This window comes from Comamonas sp. BIGb0124 (assembly GCF_003752175.1).
Classification (GTDB): Bacteria; Pseudomonadota; Gammaproteobacteria; order Burkholderiales; family Burkholderiaceae_C; genus Comamonas_F.
The window spans coordinates 230,781-246,999 of sequence record NZ_RJVF01000008.1 but is presented as its reverse complement, the minus strand read 5'-3'; the positions used below and the strand labels follow the sequence as shown (position 1 = coordinate 246,999).

Here is a 16,219-nt window from a genome sequence, read left to right as displayed (position 1 = left end):
CGGCGGGGCTGCCGAACGATCAGTCCAGACGGATGCCGTCGCGGGCGATCAGGTCGCCATACAGCTTGCTGTCGGCCTGGATGCGACGCGACAGGGCCGCAGGCGAGGGATCGACCACGCTCCAGCCTTGCTGGAACAGTTTCTGGCGAACATCCGCCGAGTTCAGGATCTGCGCGAGCGCGTTGCCGAGCTTGGTCTGGTAGGCCTGGGGCATGCCGGCCGGGGCCATGACCGCGTTCCAGACTTCGATGTTCACGCCTTGCGCACCCACTTCGAGCATGGACGGCACATCGGGTGCCAGCGGGCTGCGCTGGGCCGATGTCACGGCCACGGCCTTGAGCTTGCCGGACTGGATGAGCGGCATCACGGTGGAGGTGGGCAGCAGGGACATGTCGACCTGGCCGCCCAGCATGTCGTTGATGATGGCCGGTCCGCCCGCGTAGGGCACATGCAGTGCCTGCAGCTTGAGGGCGGGTTTGAGCAGTTCCATGCCCAGATGTCCGCCCGAGCCCGCGCCGATGGAGCCGTAGGCGAGCTTGTCGCCGGCCTTGCGGGCCTGTTCGATGTATTGCGTCGAACTGCCGGTCATGGCAGAGGCCGGCACCACCCAGACCAGGGGCGAGGTTCCGATCAGGGCCAGGGGGGCGAAGTCCTTTGCCGGATCGTAGGGCAGACGGCTGTAGAGGTACTTGGAGCTCGTCAGGGGACCGTTGCCGATGACTGCCAGCGTGTGGTTGTCGCTGGACTTGGCGAGCTGGTCGGCACCGATGTTGCCGCTGGCGCCGGGTTTGTTTTCGACCACGACGGGCTGGCCCAGCGCTTTGGACAGCGGCTCGGACAGCAGGCGGGCCTGCATGTCGGGCGACGAACCGGCCGGGTAACCGACGATCAGGCGGATGGGTTTGCTGGGCCAGTGGTCTTGCGCATGGGCATTGCCGGGCAGGATGGCTGCGGCAGCCAGCAGCGAGATGCCGCCGAGCACGGCCGTGGCCACCCAGGAGCGGCGTGTGCTTGCAGGGGTCTGAAGGGAAGGCGGGAATCGTGTCATGTGTTGTCTCCGGTTGTTTTGGATAGGGATCGGAAAGGAAAGCCAGGGGTGCGGACCTCAACCCGCGTGGTTCAAACGTGGCCCGGGATACGGGCCGACGGGGGTGCCGATGTGGCGCTGAGTATGGCCTTGACCTCAGGCACCGGCCTGCGGCAGCACCACCACTTTGGTGGCGACCTTGTTGCGGGCCAGCGCAAAACCCTCGAGCGCTTGCGCCAGGGGCACACGGTGCGTGATCATCAGGGCCAGCGTGTCGTGGTTGCGTTCCATGAAGTCGACGACCTGCTGCCAGTTCGCTTCCGGGGCCCGGTAAGAGCCGCGGATCTCCTGGTGGCGCCGCACCAGGGCGGCCAGATCGATCGGGACCGGCGCGGCGTGGATGCCGGTGATCACCAGCACGCCGCGCGGCTTGAGGGCCTGCAATGCGGGCGCGATGACACCGGCCGCTCCGGTGGCTTCGATCACCACGTCGAAGGGGCCGTCCGCCAGATAAGGCGCCAGTCCGGCCTGCATGCCGGACTCGGCAAAATCGACCACGTGTTCGAAGCCCATGGCGCGCAGCACGGCCAGTCGCGGGGCGTCGCCGTGTCCGGCCACCACGACCTGGCTGGCCCCTGCGTCGCGGGCAAAAAGAGCGATGCCCTGGCCGATGTTGCCCGGCCCGAGGACCAGCACCCGGTCACCGGGCCGGACGCCGCCGACCCGCACGGCTTCGTGGCTGACGGTCAAGGGTTCGGCCAGCGAGGCGACCTCGGGCGACACGCCTTCGGGCATGCGCAGGCAATTGCGGGCCGGAGCCACCACCCAGGGCGCAAACGCACCGTCGCGGGCCACGCCGATGCCACGGCGCGTTACGCAGCCGTCGAAATCTCCGGCCTGGCAGGATGCGCAGCGACCGCACACCGTCGAGGGGCGCACGGCCACCAATTGCCCCAGTTTCAGATCTTCGACCCCGGCGCCGATCGCTTCGACCACACCGCTGAACTCGTGTCCGATCGTGACCGGCAGCGCAGCCTTCATGAAGTGGTAGCTGGGTGTCCATTCATCGATGTGCAAGTCTGTCCCGCAGACGCCCGTGGCGTGCACACGGATCAGCACGTCGCCGGCTCCGGGCGATGCGGGGGACGGCAGGTCGAGGAGCTCCAGGCCGTGTTCGGGGCGGGTCTTGCGCAGGGCTTGCATGATGGGCGGGACTTTCGTAGAGGCCTTCAGTGTGCGATGCGTCAATCCATACGTCAAAGACTGTATTGATATGTGATGCATACTTGTAGAGTATGCTTAAACGGGAGAAACAGCATGGAGCTCAGGCATCTGCGTTATTTTGTGGCGGTCGCCGAACTCGGCAGCATCAGCCGGGCCGCCGACAAGCTGTACATGGCGCAGCCGCCGCTGTCGGCGCAGATCCGGCAGCTTGAAGACGAGGTGGGGGCCACGCTGCTGCTGCGGGTCCCGCGCGGGGTTCGCTTGACGCCGGCCGGTCAGTCGTTTCTCGAAGATGCCCGCGCCATATTGGCCCGTGCGCAGCAGGCCACCGTGCGCGCGAGGGAATCGCAGGCCGGGCTGCGCGCGACCTGGCGGCTGGGGCTGATGCCTTCGACGACGCATACGCTGCTGCCCGGCCTGCTGCGCCGCATCGATGCCGCAGGTCTCGACATCCAGGTCGCAGCGCGGGAAATGATCCCGTCGTCACGCCAGTTGCGGGCCTTGCGCAACGACGAGCTCGACTTGGGTTTCCTGCGCCCTGGCGGCGATCTGGAGGGGCTGGAAACCGTCGCCGCCATCAGCGATCCGTATTGCCTGGCGCTGCCGCAGGGCCACCCTTTGGCGCAGGGACAGGGCCCGCTGAATCTCAAGCAGGCATTGCACGAGGTTTTCGTGAGTTTTTCTCGCTACAGCGAATCGGATTTCTTCGACCAGACGGCGGCGCTGTGTGCCGAGGCCGGTTTCATGCCCAACATTCGCCACGAGGCCGGGCAGTTCGTCAACGTGCTGGCCCTGGTGGCCTGCGGCCTGGGGGTGGCCATCGTGCCGGCCTCGTGCGCGACATTGCCCATCCGGCAGGGAGTCGTGTTTCGCCGCATGACGGGCTCGCGCTACAACAGCCGGCTGGTGCTGGTCGCAGCGGAACGGCGGACCCTCGACGACTGGTCGGCCCAGGCGATCGCCTTGGCGGTCGACGAACTGCGTGCCATCGAAAGCAGCCTGCTGGCGATCGGGAACGGCTGAACGGCCTGTCCCCATCGTGCGGACTTACAGAGGCAAGCCGTTTACCCTGCCGGAATCGGTCTGGTTCCACCTGGCGGTGATTGCCCGGGCGCGGCAATTCGATCGGGGGCACGGGTTGCTCGCCGGCGGCGGCACGCGGGATGGACGCGGTGCGATGCCGGCGATGGGCCGGTGCCATCGCGACCGCTTCATGGTCAGCCCATCCGGGCGATCTTGCGGCGGGCCGTGGCCAGGTGTCCGGCCAGTGCGTCGATGCAGGGGGCAAAACGGGGGCTGAAGCGGCCTGCAGCCTGGATGCTGTCGAGGAAGGCGCCAGCCAGTCGTTCGGCCCGTTGCCAGGTGGCGTGCGGCACGTCGGCATGCAGCATGGCCTCGGCCAGCGTCGTCGGCAGAGCGCCGCTGTTGCGGGGCGCAAACGCCATGCAGGTCATGTCGTAGGCCGGGGCCAGCGCATAAGGCCGGCCCTGTTCGGTCACGAACGACAAATTGCCGCTGTGCATGTCGGTGTTGCCGATCAGCGTGCCGTAGGCCCACAGCAGGCTGGCGTCTTCGGCGGCCTGGCGGTCGATGGTGCGGCTCTCGGCCAGCCGGTGGCAGAGGCCGGGCCAGCCGCCGCCGCTGCCGACGAACTCGGCATCGAGTGCGGCCAGCGAGATCAGACCGCGTCGTCCCAGGGTGTCGACGCGGTCGAAGCGGACCACCTCGAGAAAACGCTGGCCGCCGTGGTCGAGGATGGCCGATGCCGCGGCCGATACACCGGCCTCTCTCAGGGTTGCCAGCGCGAGGTGCTCGGCTTCGAGAAGATCGCGCCAGCGCTCGCTGACCGGGCTGTCCAGGGCTTCGGTGAACTTCACGAGCACATGCCGGTCACCTCGCTCCGTCTTGGCGTAGGCGGTGAACTTGGGCTGTTCGCCGCCAGCGGACGACCCCGGCGCCTCGCCGTCGGCGGCCTCGCGTGCCAGCCGGACGTAGGCCTGCAGCTTTCCGTCATCGGCCAGCGGTTCGGGCACAGGGGCCGCGAGAAAACGGTCGCGGGCGAGGTCGCCCAGCAGCACGTTGCCGACCCCGTCATGGCCGTGCACGAGCAGGGCACGCAAGGCATGGGTGTCGGACCAGTGCTGCAACTGCGTCGGCAAGCCCAGCTCGGCGCCGTGCCGCGCGGCATAGGCACGCCCCAGAAAACCCTGGGGCCGCATGTCGAGCAACCACCACGGCAACCCCTCGGTATGCAGGGCAACGCCGTCTTCCTGCCGCATCACGAAGCCTTCCGGGCGCACCGGGATCAGCCGTCCGAGCAGGCAAACGCGGCCTGCCGTATCCACGCGGTAGACCGGCATGTCGGGCAAACCCCTTGTGCCGTCGCGCAAGGCATAGTGAATAGATCTCGCAGCGCCTATGCTGACCCGCTCGCTGCCGAGTTCGGCCAGGGCGCGCGAGATGGTCGGCTGGCTCACCGCCAGGTCTTTTCCCAGTTGACGTGCGCTCGTGGGGCCTGAGGAGAGCGCGCGTCGCAGGGCATCGATGTGCTTCGACAAACGTCCACTCCTTGGATCGAATAAATAAATGAATAGATATTCGAATAGATAAAGGTGTGAATTCTAGCCGAAGACGCGGTCTGCCGCGCATGCCCCTCTGTGTCGGGACGGGCTCACGGCCGTATCCCACGGCGCCAGGGGGAGTGGCGGGTCCGTTGTGTGTCTCACTTCTTCTTGAGGGCCGCGGCCCGCGTCACGGACTGGGCCAGAGGGGACGACGCGATGCCGGCGGCGGGAGGCGCGGGCTTGGGGGCTTGTTTGGGCTTCTTGGCCTCCCGGTTTCCGTTTTGGCGTTTGGACATGAAAGACTCCTGGAGGTTATATGCGCCCGGTCGGGCTCCCTCAGCTTACGCCGTTTATGGGATTCGGGTATCTTTTATAGGCTTTGGAGTTTTTAAATAAATAGAAATCGTGAAATATCAAGAAATAAGGCGCATGATGGTTGAAAGAGACATTTTGTCTTCATTTTCACGAATTCAGTCGGAGCCCCCATGTCAAAACCCATTCTGCATCTTGTCCCCCAAACCAAACCATTGCTTCGGCTGGTTCCCAAGGCACCGCCATCGACCGAGCCCGAGCGCCTGTCGGGCGGATCGCTCTTTGCCACGACAGTGGCCGTCACGGTCAAGGCCTGGAAGCTGCACCCGCTGGAGCCCGCGTTGGCCTGATTCTTCTGCAGTCCTTGACGGCGACCGGCCGATGGGGATGCTGCCTTGTGTTTGCCATCCTCGAACACCGTCTTTCCCGAAACCGTATCTGTGCATTGCATGACATGGGCTAAAGGAAATCGAGGTTGGATTAAAAAGGCGAAACGATGTTTTATGTCGTGCTCGCACTTCTGGTCAAAAACAGCCGACGTGTCGACAGGATTCATGGTTCTGCGGGCGTTATTCCTTGAGAAATTTTTCGCACGGAGGTGCACCATGACATCGGTCGATCAATCCAATTCGGTGGACGTTTGGGAAGACGAAGGCGGCTCGATCGCCACCGCGATCCGTCCGCGCCGTTCGATCACCCCCGTCAGCCTCGCCAGCCCCGCCGGACGGCGGCAAATGCGGCGCATGGCCGCTGCGACCATCGAGTTGTGGGGCAGTGGCCTGTCGCTGCGGCAACGGCGCGAGTTGCTGGTCGGCATTGCACACGGCGCCCAGGCGATCGGCTTGCGCGGATTGAGGGAACGCATCGCGCAGCAATGGCGTCACGCCCTGGCGGCTCGCTGATCAACGACCGGGCGGGCGCACAAGCGCGGAGAGCCCCCCCGGTGTGTACCCGCGCGATTGCGAGGCCATGCCTGGATTCGGCGGCTGACGCGACCGAAAGAACGGTTCTTTCAGCTCGTTCGCTGGGCCTCGAGTGCTTCTTCGACGAAGTCGAGGCGATCCTGACCCCAGAACAGTTCGGTGCCCACCACATAGGTCGGCGTACCGAAGATGCCCAGGTTTTCGGCAGTCGCCAGATCGTTTTCCCAAGCCTCGACGACGGCTGTCGCGGGGCGTTCGAAATCGAGGTCGTCGAGCGGGTCGCCCAGGGTCTCGCGGGCGATGGCGCGCAAAGTCGCGACGTCGGCGATGTCCCGGTCCTCGGCCCACAGTGCACGCTGGACGGCGAACGAATAGGCCCGGCCGTCGAGTCCGGCCTGGGTGACCGCGATCACGGCCTGTGCGGCCAGTTCGATGGTGCGGCAGGGATAGAAGCGCGGCTCGAGATTGAGCGGCATGTCCAGGCGGCGGCGCCAGCGGTCGAGCTCGACGGCGTGGTAGTGCTGGCGGGCATCGGGGCGTGTGCGCAGCGGGATGCCGCCGTTGGCCTGGATCACGCGGATGGGGCGCAGCGCCAGGTCTGCGCCGAGCCGGTCGGCCAGTGCATAGGCGCGGGGAGCGCCCAGATAGGCCCAGGGCGAGGAGATGCCGTAGAAGATCTGCAGCAGCGGCCGCGCCGTGCCGTTGGCGGGTGCCGCCGATTCGGGCCGGCGCACGATCAGGGAACGATCGATATGGAAGTCGTTGGAAGCAGTCATGCTGGGCGTGCTCCGGTGGCTGTGCTCGAGTTGTCGGCCGCGGGCGCATCCGCCGGGGCGTCTGCGTCCGTCCATTCGTCGCCGGCCAGTTCGGCCTTGTCATAGGCCTCCATGCGGGCGTACTGCACCACGATGTCTTCGCGGAACAGCGTGCCTGCGATGGCCAGGGCCAGGCGTTTGGCGCCCACGCTCACGGCCGGCACATCGCCGGAAACCTTGCCGTGGCTGAGCGCTGCAGCGTAATTGAAGCAATGCACATGGTCGAGGCCGGGAAGGGGCAACGGGCCTTTGTTCTGGAATTCGAAACCCGGCCCGAGGTCGGGCAGTTCGCCCAGGGCTTCCGCATGGCGGCTTTCGCCGGGCTCGCATCCGGGGCGGTCGATCCAGCGGCGGATGTGGGGGGCAATCGTCGCCAGTTCGGGGCGCTGGGCCAGGTCGACCGAGAACCCCGTGGCGGCGATCAGCAGATCGGCGCGGTATTCGCCTTTGGGGGTGACGATGCGCACCTGTCCGTCCGCCGGTTCCAGCGTGAGCAGGGGGCTGTCGAGGTGGAAAAAGGCGTTCGGGTGGCGCGAGACCCGCAGCACGCTGGCGCGGGGCGGCGGCGGGCCCGAATCGAGCGAGTAGTGCATCACCCGGAGTTTCCAGGCCTCTTCCAGCTCCTGGTAGCCGTGGACGAGGCCCGGATTGCTCACGCCGGTGAGCTTGTTGATGCGAGGGATGTCGGCACGGCGGATGAAGAGGTCGACCCGGGCCGCGCCGTTTTCCAGCGCCGTGGCGGCGTTGTCCATGGCCGACGCGCCTGCACCGATCACAGCCACGGCCTTGCCGCGCAGTGCGGCGAAGTCGATGTCGTCCGAGGTGTGGGCCCAGAGCGCCTGCGGCAGGCGCTGGACGTTGGCGGGGATGAACTTTCCGCCGAGGCCGTCGCGTCCGTTGGCCAGCACCACATGGCGGGCCAGCACACGTTCCTCGCCGCCCGGGCCGGAGAGCCGCGCGCAGACCAGGCCGCCGGCCTGCGGTTCGAGACCGAGCAGCGCGACACCGTTCTCGACGGGGATGTCCAGCGCATGGCGATACCAGCGGAGGTAGTCCATCCACATCGTGCGGGGGATCTTGTCGACCGCGGCCCAGGCGGCTTCGCCGAATCGCGCGCGATGCCAGGCCCGGAAGGTCAGGGCGGGGATGTCGAGCGCGGGCCCGGTGAGGCTCTTGGGCGAGCGCAGCGTCTCCATGCGGGCATAGGTGACCCACGGACCTTCCTGTCCCTGGGGGGCGCGGTCGACGATGCGCTGGCGGTCGATGCCCAGAAAACGCAGGGCGGCGGAGGCCGACAGTCCACACATGCCGGCGCCGACGATGAGCACGTCGAGCACGGCTTGGCCGTCGACCGTGCGGGGTTCGACCCAGGGGGCGGCAGGCAGGGTGAGGTCGTCGAGCTGTTGTCGCAGTTCGGCCTCGAGGATCGGCAGGCTCAGGTCTGTAGTCATGTCAGGAGGGGGCAATCAATGGAAATGCAGGACGCAAGGTCGCGAGGGTCCGGTCACTGCATGTCGGGTTCGTCCTCGATCAGGTCCGACCAGCGGCTGTCGTCGAGGAGGTGGAAGGGTAATACGGCACGTGTGCGTCCCGCGCTGCCGTCGGTGGCGGGCAAGACACCGATGTAGCGGCGCAGATCCGGACTGGCCCAGCCGCCGCCGTCGGCCACGCGGATGGCGGGCCCGGGCTGCCAGGTGGCGCACGGCGCATAAGCGGCCCGGAAATGGGCCGAGGACTTGAGCAGGATGACGTCGAGTCCGTCGAGTGCGACCTGCTGGCTGAGGAAGGCCTGCGTATCGTAGGGCTGGATGCGTTCGCTGGCCACCAGAACGTGGCCGCTGGCGCCACGGCCGCCTTCGATGTACAGCACGCAGCCCAGGCCGCCGTCCAGTGTTTCGCCCGTCATCATCGGACCGCTGTTGCGATAGACGAATGAGCCGACGCGCACCACACGGGCGGTCCAGACGCCCAGCAAGGCCTGGTCGTCCGGGCCCGGGCCGGCCCGGCGCAATTCGAAGCCGATCTCGCCGTCCACGCCCGCCTGCCGCGCCAGGGCAACCGTCCGGGGATCGATGTGGATGCCGGCGGCGAAACGGCGGGTGCTGCGCAGCACTTCGGCCAGCAGGGTGCCGTCGCGGCCCAGCCCGCCGGCGCCGGGGTTGTCTCCGCAGTCGGCAACGACCAGCGTGCCGGAGCCCGGTTCGTTGAGCCAGTCGCGCAGGAGACGGGCATCGGGCTGAGGCCTGAGCAGCTCCCGGCGCAGGCGCCAGGCCAGGCCGGCCAGCGCGCGGACGGCCTGCTGGCAGGCCTGCTGCGGACCGCTGGCCAGCACGCTCGCGCAGGCCCGGTCGTGATCGGCATAGGGGAAACCGCCCACGATGGCCAGATCGTCGAGACCCAGCTCGATCTCGAGCGCACGGGCCTTGGCCGCCAGTTCGGCGAAAGGGCCGTCGACGGTCTGCATGCGGTTCATCGGCACCACCAGCGGCAGGCGGACGTGGCGCGTGCGGCGGGCACTGCGGGCGGTTTCATGGCCGAGCCGGTGCATGACCAGCCGGACCAGGCGTGCGCCCCGTTCGGCCACATCGACATGCGGGTACGCGCGGCCGGCGACCACCACGTCGGCGGCCTGCACCAGTCCGGGGCCGATGTTGCAATGAAAGTCCAGCGCCACGCCGATCACCGGCCGGGGCCCGACGCGGGTGCGCACGGCCTGCACCAGTTCGGCTTCGGGATCGGCCTGGCCGACGACTGCCAGGGCACCGTGCAACAGCAGCAGCACGGCATCGAACGGGCCATGCTCGCGGCAGGCGGTGTCGACGGCGTCGAACCAGGCTGCCGACAGCGAGGCATAGTCGGCTTCGCGCACCGAGCCGCCCGGCAGGCAGGCGGTGCAAAGACCCAGGTGCACCTGCGCACCGGCGTCGTCGAGGGTGGCCAGCGCACCGGCCATCCAGTTGCTGCCGCGCGCCAGTTGCTGTCTCGCGGCGTCGCCCGAGACGAAGTGCCGGCGCCGAAAGTCGTCGACGCCGACCAGTTGAGGCGTGAAGGCATGTGCCTCGTGAAACAGTTGCAAGAGCAGTACGCGCATCTCGGACGGGCCGTGCGGCCCGCTCTCTCGTTGGTCTACAGAGCCCGCCTGAGGCCCAGCAGGCGCTCGACCAGCAGCACCACCACCACCGACACGGCGATCAGCAATGCGGACAGCGCGGCGACCTGCGGGTCGGTGCGGTATTCGATGTAACGATAGACCTCGACCGGCAGGGTCGAGGTCCGGGTTCCGGTGACGAACAGCGAGATCACGGCTTCATCGAACGAAATCAGGAAAGCAATGACGCCGCCGGCGATGACGCCCGGGCGAATCAGGGGCAGGGTCACACGCCAGAAGACGACGCGGGGCGGTGCACCGAGCGTGAGCGCGGCCTCTTCGCAGCGTGCATCGACCGACTTGAGGCTCAGGCTCACGGTTCGCACCACATAGGGCAGGGTGATGCCCACGTGCGCCAGCACCAGGCCCAGGTAGGAGTCGAGCAGGCCCAGCGACGACAGCACCAGCAGCAGCGCCACGCCGAGCACGATGTTGGGCACCAGCAGGGGCGACATGAACAGGGCCTGCACCGCGTCGCGCCCACGGGCCGGCCGGCGCAGCGCCAGGGCGACACCCACACCGGCGGCCAGCGACAGCAGCGCGGCGATCGCGCCCACCACCAGACTGACGTGGAAGGCCTTGAGGAAGGACTGGTTCTGGAGAACCTGCCGGTAGGAATCCAGCGACCAGCTCTGCGGCGGGAAGCTCAGGTAAGGGCGGTTGTCGAAGGACACCACCAGCACCACCACGATGGGGGCCAGCAGGAAGAGGTAGAGCAGGGCAATGGCCAGCCCATGCAGCCAGCGGCCGATGGGCCAGGGCTTGCGGCGGACGGCCGGCTGCGGCGAGGGAACGGCGGTGTGCGTCATGCGGATTCTCCGTAGCGGCGGTCGGCGGCGCTCAGCACCCGCTGATAGATCACGATGACGCCGCCGAACAGCACGAGCAGGATGGCCGACAGCGCAGCGGCCAGCGGCCAGTTGAGCGTCACCGTGGCTTCGCTGTAGATCTCGGTCGCCAGCAGGAAGACCCGGCCACCGCCCACCAGCCGGGGCGTGACGAACGCCGACAGCGACAGCACGAACACCAGCAGCGCGCCGGTGGCGATGCCGGGCACGCTCAAGGGCAGCACGATGCGCCACAGCACCTTCCAGCGGTTGGCTCCCAGCAGCGCGGCAGCCGATTCGTAGTCCGCATGCAGCCGCCCGAAGCCGCTGAGCATGGCCAGGATGGCGTAGGGCATGAGCAGTTCGGTGAGCGCGATCACGGCGGCAAAGAAGTTGTTGGAGATGGGCAGCGGCGCGTCGATCCACCCCAGCCAGCGCAGGCTGCCGTTGACCAGACCCTGATCGCCGAGGATCACCATCCAGCCATAGGTGCGCACCACCGTCGAGGTCAGCAGCGGCGCGATGGCCAGCGCCACCAGCACACCCCGCCAGCGGCTTTGCGAGCGCGCCAGGAACAACGCGATGGGAAACGACAGCAGCACGGCCAGCACGGCAACCAGTGCCGACATCGCAAAGGTGTTGAGCGCGACCTTCCAGTAGAAGGGATCGGCCAGTGCGCTGGCGTAGTACTGCAGGGTCAGGCGGCCGGTGTCGGGCTGGCCGAGCTGCGCATCCGACAGCGACATGCGAAACAGCCAGGCCAGCGGCAGCAGGAACGTGACGCCGAGTCCGAGCAGCCCCGGCAGCATCAGGGCCAGCCGGATGTGCCGGGCCGCCCCCGAGCCCCGGCGAGAAGGCAGCGCGTGCGCACTCATGCGGACCGCCCGACCAGGGTTGCGGCGTCGGACTGCCAGGTCAGCAGCACCGGCTCGCCCAGGCCGAAACCGCGGGCATCGACGCCGCGTCCGGCCGCGACTTCGGCTTGCAGCAACTGGCCGTTGACCCGCAGACCGTAAGCCAGCAGGTCGCCCCGGTACGCCACGGATTCGACGACGGCCGGCACGCTGTCTTCGCCCAGCGCATCATCGAGCAGTCCGTCGGACACGGCTTGCGCCGGCAGGACCTGAAGACGATGCGGCCGCACGGCCAGCGTCACCTGACCCTGGGGAGCCAGGCTCTGCAGCGCGCGGGCCTGCACCGAGAACATGCCCACGCCATCGACGGCGATGCAGGCCTGTCCGTTCATGTGCGAGACGATGCGGCCGTCGAGCAGGTTGGCCCTGCCGATGAAGTCGGCGACAAAGCGGTCGGCGGGTTCCTCGTAGACTTCACGCGGCGTGCCGAACTGAACGATGCGGCCCTGATGCATCAGCGCGACCTGGTCGGCCATGGACAGCGCTTCGTCCTGGTCGTGGGTCACGAACAGCGTGGTCATGCCCAGTGTCTTCTGAATGCGCCGGATCTCGACCCGCATCTCGTCGCGCAGCTTGGCGTCGAGGTTGGAAAGAGGCTCGTCGAGCAGCAGCACGTCGGGCCGGCTGGCCAGTGCGCGCGCCAGGGCCACGCGCTGCTGCTGGCCGCCCGAGAGCTGGCGCACCGGTCGTGCGTCCAGGCCCTCCAGCCGCACCAGATCGAGCGACTCGCGGACACGGCGCCCGCGCTCCGTGCGATCGACTTTCTGCATCTCGAGCCCGAAGCCCACGTTTTCGGCCACCGTCATGTGCGGGAACAGAGCGTACGACTGGAACACCATGCCGATGTTGCGTTTATAGACCGGCACGCCGGTCAGGTCGCGGCCGGCCAGCAACACCCGCCCGGCATCGGCCTCGACCAGGCCGGCCACCATGCGCAGCACCGTGGTCTTGCCGCAGCCCGACGGCCCCAGCAGCGCGAGCATCTCGCCGCGCGCGAGAGAAAAGCTCACGCCTTCCACCGCCGTGCCCTGCTGGCCGGGATACCGTTTGGCGAGGCCCTGGACCTGCACGTAAGAAGCCGGCGCGGCGGCGCTGGCGGGGTTGGGGGTGGAGTCTGCTGCTGTCATCGGGCTTGTTCTGTCTGCTGTTGGCGGGGCCGGGCGCTCAGCCGCCGATCACTTCACGCTTGATGCGCTGCACCCACGGTGCGTACTGGCCCGAGATCCAGTCCCAGTCGAGTTCGATGGCGCGCTTTTCCACGTCGGGCGTGCCGAAGATGCGGGTGCGCAGCGCCGGGTCGAGCTTGACCTTGCTGTTGGTCGGGCCGTAGAAGACCGCCGCGGCAAAGCGGGCCTGGGCTTCGGGGCTGAGCGCGTAGTTCACGAAACGCTGGGCGGCATCCGACTGGGGTGCATTGGCCACCAGGTTGATGGTGTTGAGCTGGCCCACGCTGCCTTCCTTGGGAATGGCCACCGCGACTTCGCCGTTCGAGATGTCGTGGGTGTACTGGCCACGGCCGTTCCAGCCGATGCCGATGGCGGCCTGGCCGGAGCGCACGGCGGTGTAGATGTCGGGCTGCGGTTCCCAGGTCTGCACATTGGGGGCGATCGTCTTGAGCTGGGCGATCCCCGGATCGATGGTGTCCTTGTAGTCCTTGCCGGCCATGCGGGCAAAGATCGGCAGCAGCACCACGCCGCGCGTGTCGGCGATGGGGAAGGCCAGCTTGCGGCGGAACTCGGGCCGTGCGAGGTCGTTCCAGCTGGTCGGCGGCGTCTTGACCTGCTGCGTGTTGTAGATGATGGCCAGGTCATCGCGCGAGATCACCGCGCCCATGTTGCCGGCCGGGCGGGCCCAGGCCTGCAGGTCGGCCAGGTTGCCGACCTTGCGGGGATCGAGGGCGGTGAACAGGCCTTCCTTGTTGGCGCCGGCGGCCACCGACACATCCAGGATCGCCAGATCGACCGTGGGATTGGCGCGCTGCAGGCGCAGCAGGGCCAGCGTTTCGGCCGAGTTGCGCACGGGACGGTAGTTGACCTTCACATCCGGGTTGGCTTGTTCGAAGGGCTTGATCACCGCCTCCGTGTATTTGTCCTGGAACAGACCGAAAAACCCGACCACGGTGATGTCCTGGGTGGCCTGGGCATGGGCCGAGCCGATCAGGCCCAGCAGACTGGCTGCCGCGATCAGGCGGCGACGGGTAGTGGAACGCAAAGCCATGGCAGTAGTGTCCTTGTGTGAAATGAAGGTGTCGTCGAAATCGAGAGGAAAGAAACGAGGCGAGGCCAACCGGGCTCAGCCGCCCCAGACTTTTTCCAGGTAGTTGAGCCAGTTCTCGCCCAGTACCTTGCGCATGCGTTCGTCGCTCCAGCCGGCACGCGCCATGGCGTCGGCCAGCAGCGGGCGCTCGGCCAGCGGGCCCAAAGGCTTGACGACCTTGTCGCTGCCCCAGGGGGTGAGCTGGCGGGCATAACCCTTGTCCTTGTTGCACCACACCAGGAACTCGCTGGGACGCGCATGGCCCTGCGAGGCGTCCGAGCCGATGCCGACATGGTCCTCGCCGGCGAGGTCGATCACATAGTCCAGCGCCTCGACGTAGTCGTCGATCGTCGAGTCGTTCCCCTTCTTCATGAAGGGACCGAACTGGGACAGGCCCACCATGCCGCCGCGCTGGCCGATGGCCTTGATCTGCGCGTCGGGCTTGTTGCGTCCGATGTCTTTCATGCCGGCGGGCTGAATGTGGGTGAAGCAGGGCGGCACCTTCGCATAGGCGATCACGTCGTCCGTGGTCAGGTTGCCGACGTGCGACAGGTCGCAGACGATGCCCAGTTCGCCCATCTGGTCGACCACCTCGCGGCCAAAACCGGTGAGTCCCGAATCGCGCAATTCGGTGTAGCCGGCTCCCGAGTAGTTCTGGGTGTTGTAGGTCAGTTGCATGATGCGCACGCCCAGGTCGCGGAACACCCGCAGGTAGTCGAGCTGGTCCTCGATGCCCGAGGTGTTCTGCCACGACAGCACCACCGCCGTGCGGCCGTCGCGCTTGGCCTGACGGATGTCGGCCACGCTGTGCGCCTGCACGATGAGGTCGGCGTATTGCTCGAACCATTTCTTCCACTCGACCACCCGCTTGATCGACTCGGGGAAGTTCTCCCACAGGCCGCAGGTCGCCGAGACCGCATCGATGCCGCCGGTCCGCCATTCCTTGAAGATGTCCTCGGACCAGTTGCAGATGTTGAGTGCGTCGAGAACGATGGATTCCTGATAAACGGGATGCACGGTGGACATGGGGGCTTTCAGCGTGTGAGACAAGAAGGGAACGGCGGTGCGAAGCGGCTCAGCCGCGTCCGCCAGGCCGCGCGATGGTCAGCGTGGCCGGAGGCGGTGCCACTTCGCCATGGAATTTCTGCAGCAGGGCCTCGTGGCGGCGGCCTTCGTGGCGCTTGAAACCCTGCAGGGCGCTGGCCGCCTGAGCCAGGGCCTCGAGCAGGGCGGTGGCGACCGGTGTCGACGACTTGCCGTACGGCGTGACGGCGCCGAAGTAGAACGGAATGTGCACGGGCAGCGGGCGCACCACCACGCCGTCGATGCCCGCGCCGTAGGCCGTGGACGGCTCCACCAGCGCGATGCCCAGCCCGGCCCGCGCGGCCAGGATGGCATGCACCGAGGTGTTGGTTTCGAGCAGGCCGGCCGGCTTGACACCCTTCCCGTCGCAGGCCGCGTTCAGTGCGGCGTTGATGCGGCCGCGCAGCCGGAAGGCATTGGCCAGCGTGATCAGGCGATGCGCGGCCATGTCGTGCCACTCGATCCGTGCCTGCGCCGCCAGGGGGCTGTCGCGGTGCACGACCGCCACGCAGGGCGCTTCGCCGATCCAGTGGATTTCCAGGCCGCGATGGTCGAGAGGCAGCGTGGCCAAGCCGATGTCGAAACGCTGGGCCAGCACGGATTCGACCACGTACTCGTCCGAGCCGGTATGGACCTGAAGGCTGGGCGGGAGATCGAGTCCGCCGGCCTGCACCTGGGCCAGCGCCTGCGACAGGATGCCGCTGGCCAGCGACGGCGTGGCGGCAATCGACAAGGGCGCCTGGCTGTCGTTGGCAATCGCCAGGGCCCGTTCGCGGATGCGGTGCAGGCCGATCAGCGAACGCTCGACTTCCTGATACAGCTGGAAGGCGCGAGCCGTGGGCGTGATGCGGGGACCGCTGCGCTCGAAGAGGGCGTAACCCAGGCTGTCTTCGAGCTCCTGGATCAGGCGCGTGACCGCGGGCTGCGAACGCCCCAGCAGGGCGCCGGCAGCCGTGACGCTGCCCGCCGACATGACGGCGGCAAAGGCATCGAAGTGGCGCATTTCCATAGGGCGGTCCGGACGTGGCGGGCTTGCCGCCAGGCAAAGAAAGAGGAGGAAGCAAGAATGCTTTTTATGAATGATAGAAGCCAGATCATTCAAAAACAAATAATCTTTGGTTATTTG

The 16,219-nt window shown here is 67.4% G+C and carries 16 protein-coding genes; 3 read left to right on the top strand and 13 right to left on the bottom strand.

From position 1 onward, the window contains the following. Positions 1–19: 19 nt before the first annotated feature. A complete protein-coding gene (locus tag EC845_RS02345; RefSeq protein ID WP_123295606.1) occupies positions 20–1,048 on the bottom strand; it encodes a tripartite tricarboxylate transporter substrate binding protein in 1,029 nt (342 codons plus the stop codon). Between the two features lie 135 nt (positions 1,049–1,183). Beyond that, positions 1,184–2,230 carry a zinc-binding dehydrogenase gene (locus tag EC845_RS02340; protein WP_123295605.1) on the bottom strand — a complete coding sequence of 349 codons (1,047 nt, stop codon included), beginning with the start codon at positions 2,228–2,230 and terminating at the stop codon, positions 1,184–1,186. 114 nt (positions 2,231–2,344) lie between these two features. Between EC845_RS02340 and EC845_RS02335 the strand changes: the two genes are divergently transcribed. Continuing rightward, positions 2,345–3,274, top strand: a complete 930-nt coding sequence (locus EC845_RS02335) for a LysR family transcriptional regulator (RefSeq protein ID WP_123295604.1) — start codon at positions 2,345–2,347, stop codon at positions 3,272–3,274. 194 nt (positions 3,275–3,468) lie between these two features. Here the strand turns inward: EC845_RS02335 and yjjJ are convergent, their stop codons facing one another. Next, positions 3,469–4,809 carry a type II toxin-antitoxin system HipA family toxin YjjJ gene (gene yjjJ / locus EC845_RS02330; RefSeq protein ID WP_123295603.1) on the bottom strand — a complete coding sequence of 447 codons (1,341 nt, stop codon included), beginning with the start codon at positions 4,807–4,809 and terminating at the stop codon, positions 3,469–3,471. Between the two features lie 164 nt (positions 4,810–4,973). Next, the gene (locus EC845_RS22250; RefSeq protein ID WP_158615586.1) at positions 4,974–5,111 is read right to left on the bottom strand and encodes a hypothetical protein; all 138 of its coding nucleotides are present in this window, start codon (positions 5,109–5,111) and stop codon (positions 4,974–4,976) included. A 189-nt stretch (positions 5,112–5,300) separates the two neighbouring features. Here EC845_RS22250 and EC845_RS22245 point away from each other — a divergent pair, with 189 nt between their 5' ends. Further along, complete coding sequence (locus tag EC845_RS22245; protein ID WP_158615585.1) at positions 5,301–5,477, top strand: hypothetical protein; 177 nt, start codon at positions 5,301–5,303, stop codon at positions 5,475–5,477. A 255-nt stretch (positions 5,478–5,732) separates the two neighbouring features. Further along, the gene (locus EC845_RS02325; protein ID WP_123295602.1) at positions 5,733–6,029 is read left to right on the top strand and encodes a hypothetical protein; all 297 of its coding nucleotides are present in this window, start codon (positions 5,733–5,735) and stop codon (positions 6,027–6,029) included. A 110-nt stretch (positions 6,030–6,139) separates the two neighbouring features. Here EC845_RS02325 and EC845_RS02320 read toward each other — a convergent pair whose 3' ends face one another. The 9 genes from EC845_RS02320 to EC845_RS02280 form a co-directional block, all read right to left on the bottom strand. Beyond that, positions 6,140–6,826 (bottom strand): 2-hydroxychromene-2-carboxylate isomerase, encoded by a 687-nt coding sequence (locus tag EC845_RS02320; RefSeq protein WP_123295601.1) that lies wholly within the window; start codon positions 6,824–6,826, stop codon positions 6,140–6,142. Then, entirely contained in the window at positions 6,823–8,316 is a 1,494-nt protein-coding gene (locus EC845_RS02315; RefSeq protein WP_123295600.1) for an NAD(P)-binding domain-containing protein, read from the bottom strand. Before EC845_RS02315 ends, EC845_RS02320 begins: the two co-directional genes overlap by 4 nt. A gap of 53 nt (positions 8,317–8,369) precedes the next feature. Next, positions 8,370–9,956, bottom strand: coding sequence for a M81 family metallopeptidase (locus EC845_RS02310; protein ID WP_123295599.1), 1,587 nt, complete (start codon positions 9,954–9,956; stop codon positions 8,370–8,372). 35 nt (positions 9,957–9,991) lie between these two features. After that, entirely contained in the window at positions 9,992–10,822 is an 831-nt protein-coding gene (locus EC845_RS02305; protein ID WP_123295598.1) for an ABC transporter permease, read from the bottom strand. Continuing rightward, entirely contained in the window at positions 10,819–11,715 is an 897-nt protein-coding gene (locus EC845_RS02300; RefSeq protein ID WP_123295597.1) for an ABC transporter permease, read from the bottom strand. Before EC845_RS02300 ends, EC845_RS02305 begins: the two co-directional genes overlap by 4 nt. After that, complete coding sequence (locus tag EC845_RS02295) at positions 11,712–12,881, bottom strand: ABC transporter ATP-binding protein (RefSeq protein ID WP_123295596.1); 1,170 nt, start codon at positions 12,879–12,881, stop codon at positions 11,712–11,714. The genes EC845_RS02300 and EC845_RS02295 overlap by 4 nt, the downstream gene beginning before the upstream one ends. A gap of 37 nt (positions 12,882–12,918) precedes the next feature. Continuing rightward, a complete protein-coding gene (locus EC845_RS02290; RefSeq protein WP_123296315.1) occupies positions 12,919–13,971 on the bottom strand; it encodes an ABC transporter substrate-binding protein in 1,053 nt (350 codons plus the stop codon). A 75-nt stretch (positions 13,972–14,046) separates the two neighbouring features. Further along, the gene (locus tag EC845_RS02285) at positions 14,047–15,036 is read right to left on the bottom strand and encodes a membrane dipeptidase (protein WP_123295595.1); all 990 of its coding nucleotides are present in this window, start codon (positions 15,034–15,036) and stop codon (positions 14,047–14,049) included. Positions 15,037–15,085: 49 nt separating this feature from the next. Beyond that, positions 15,086–16,102 carry a LysR substrate-binding domain-containing protein gene (locus EC845_RS02280; protein ID WP_123295594.1) on the bottom strand — a complete coding sequence of 339 codons (1,017 nt, stop codon included), beginning with the start codon at positions 16,100–16,102 and terminating at the stop codon, positions 15,086–15,088. Positions 16,103–16,219: the final 117 nt, after the last annotated feature.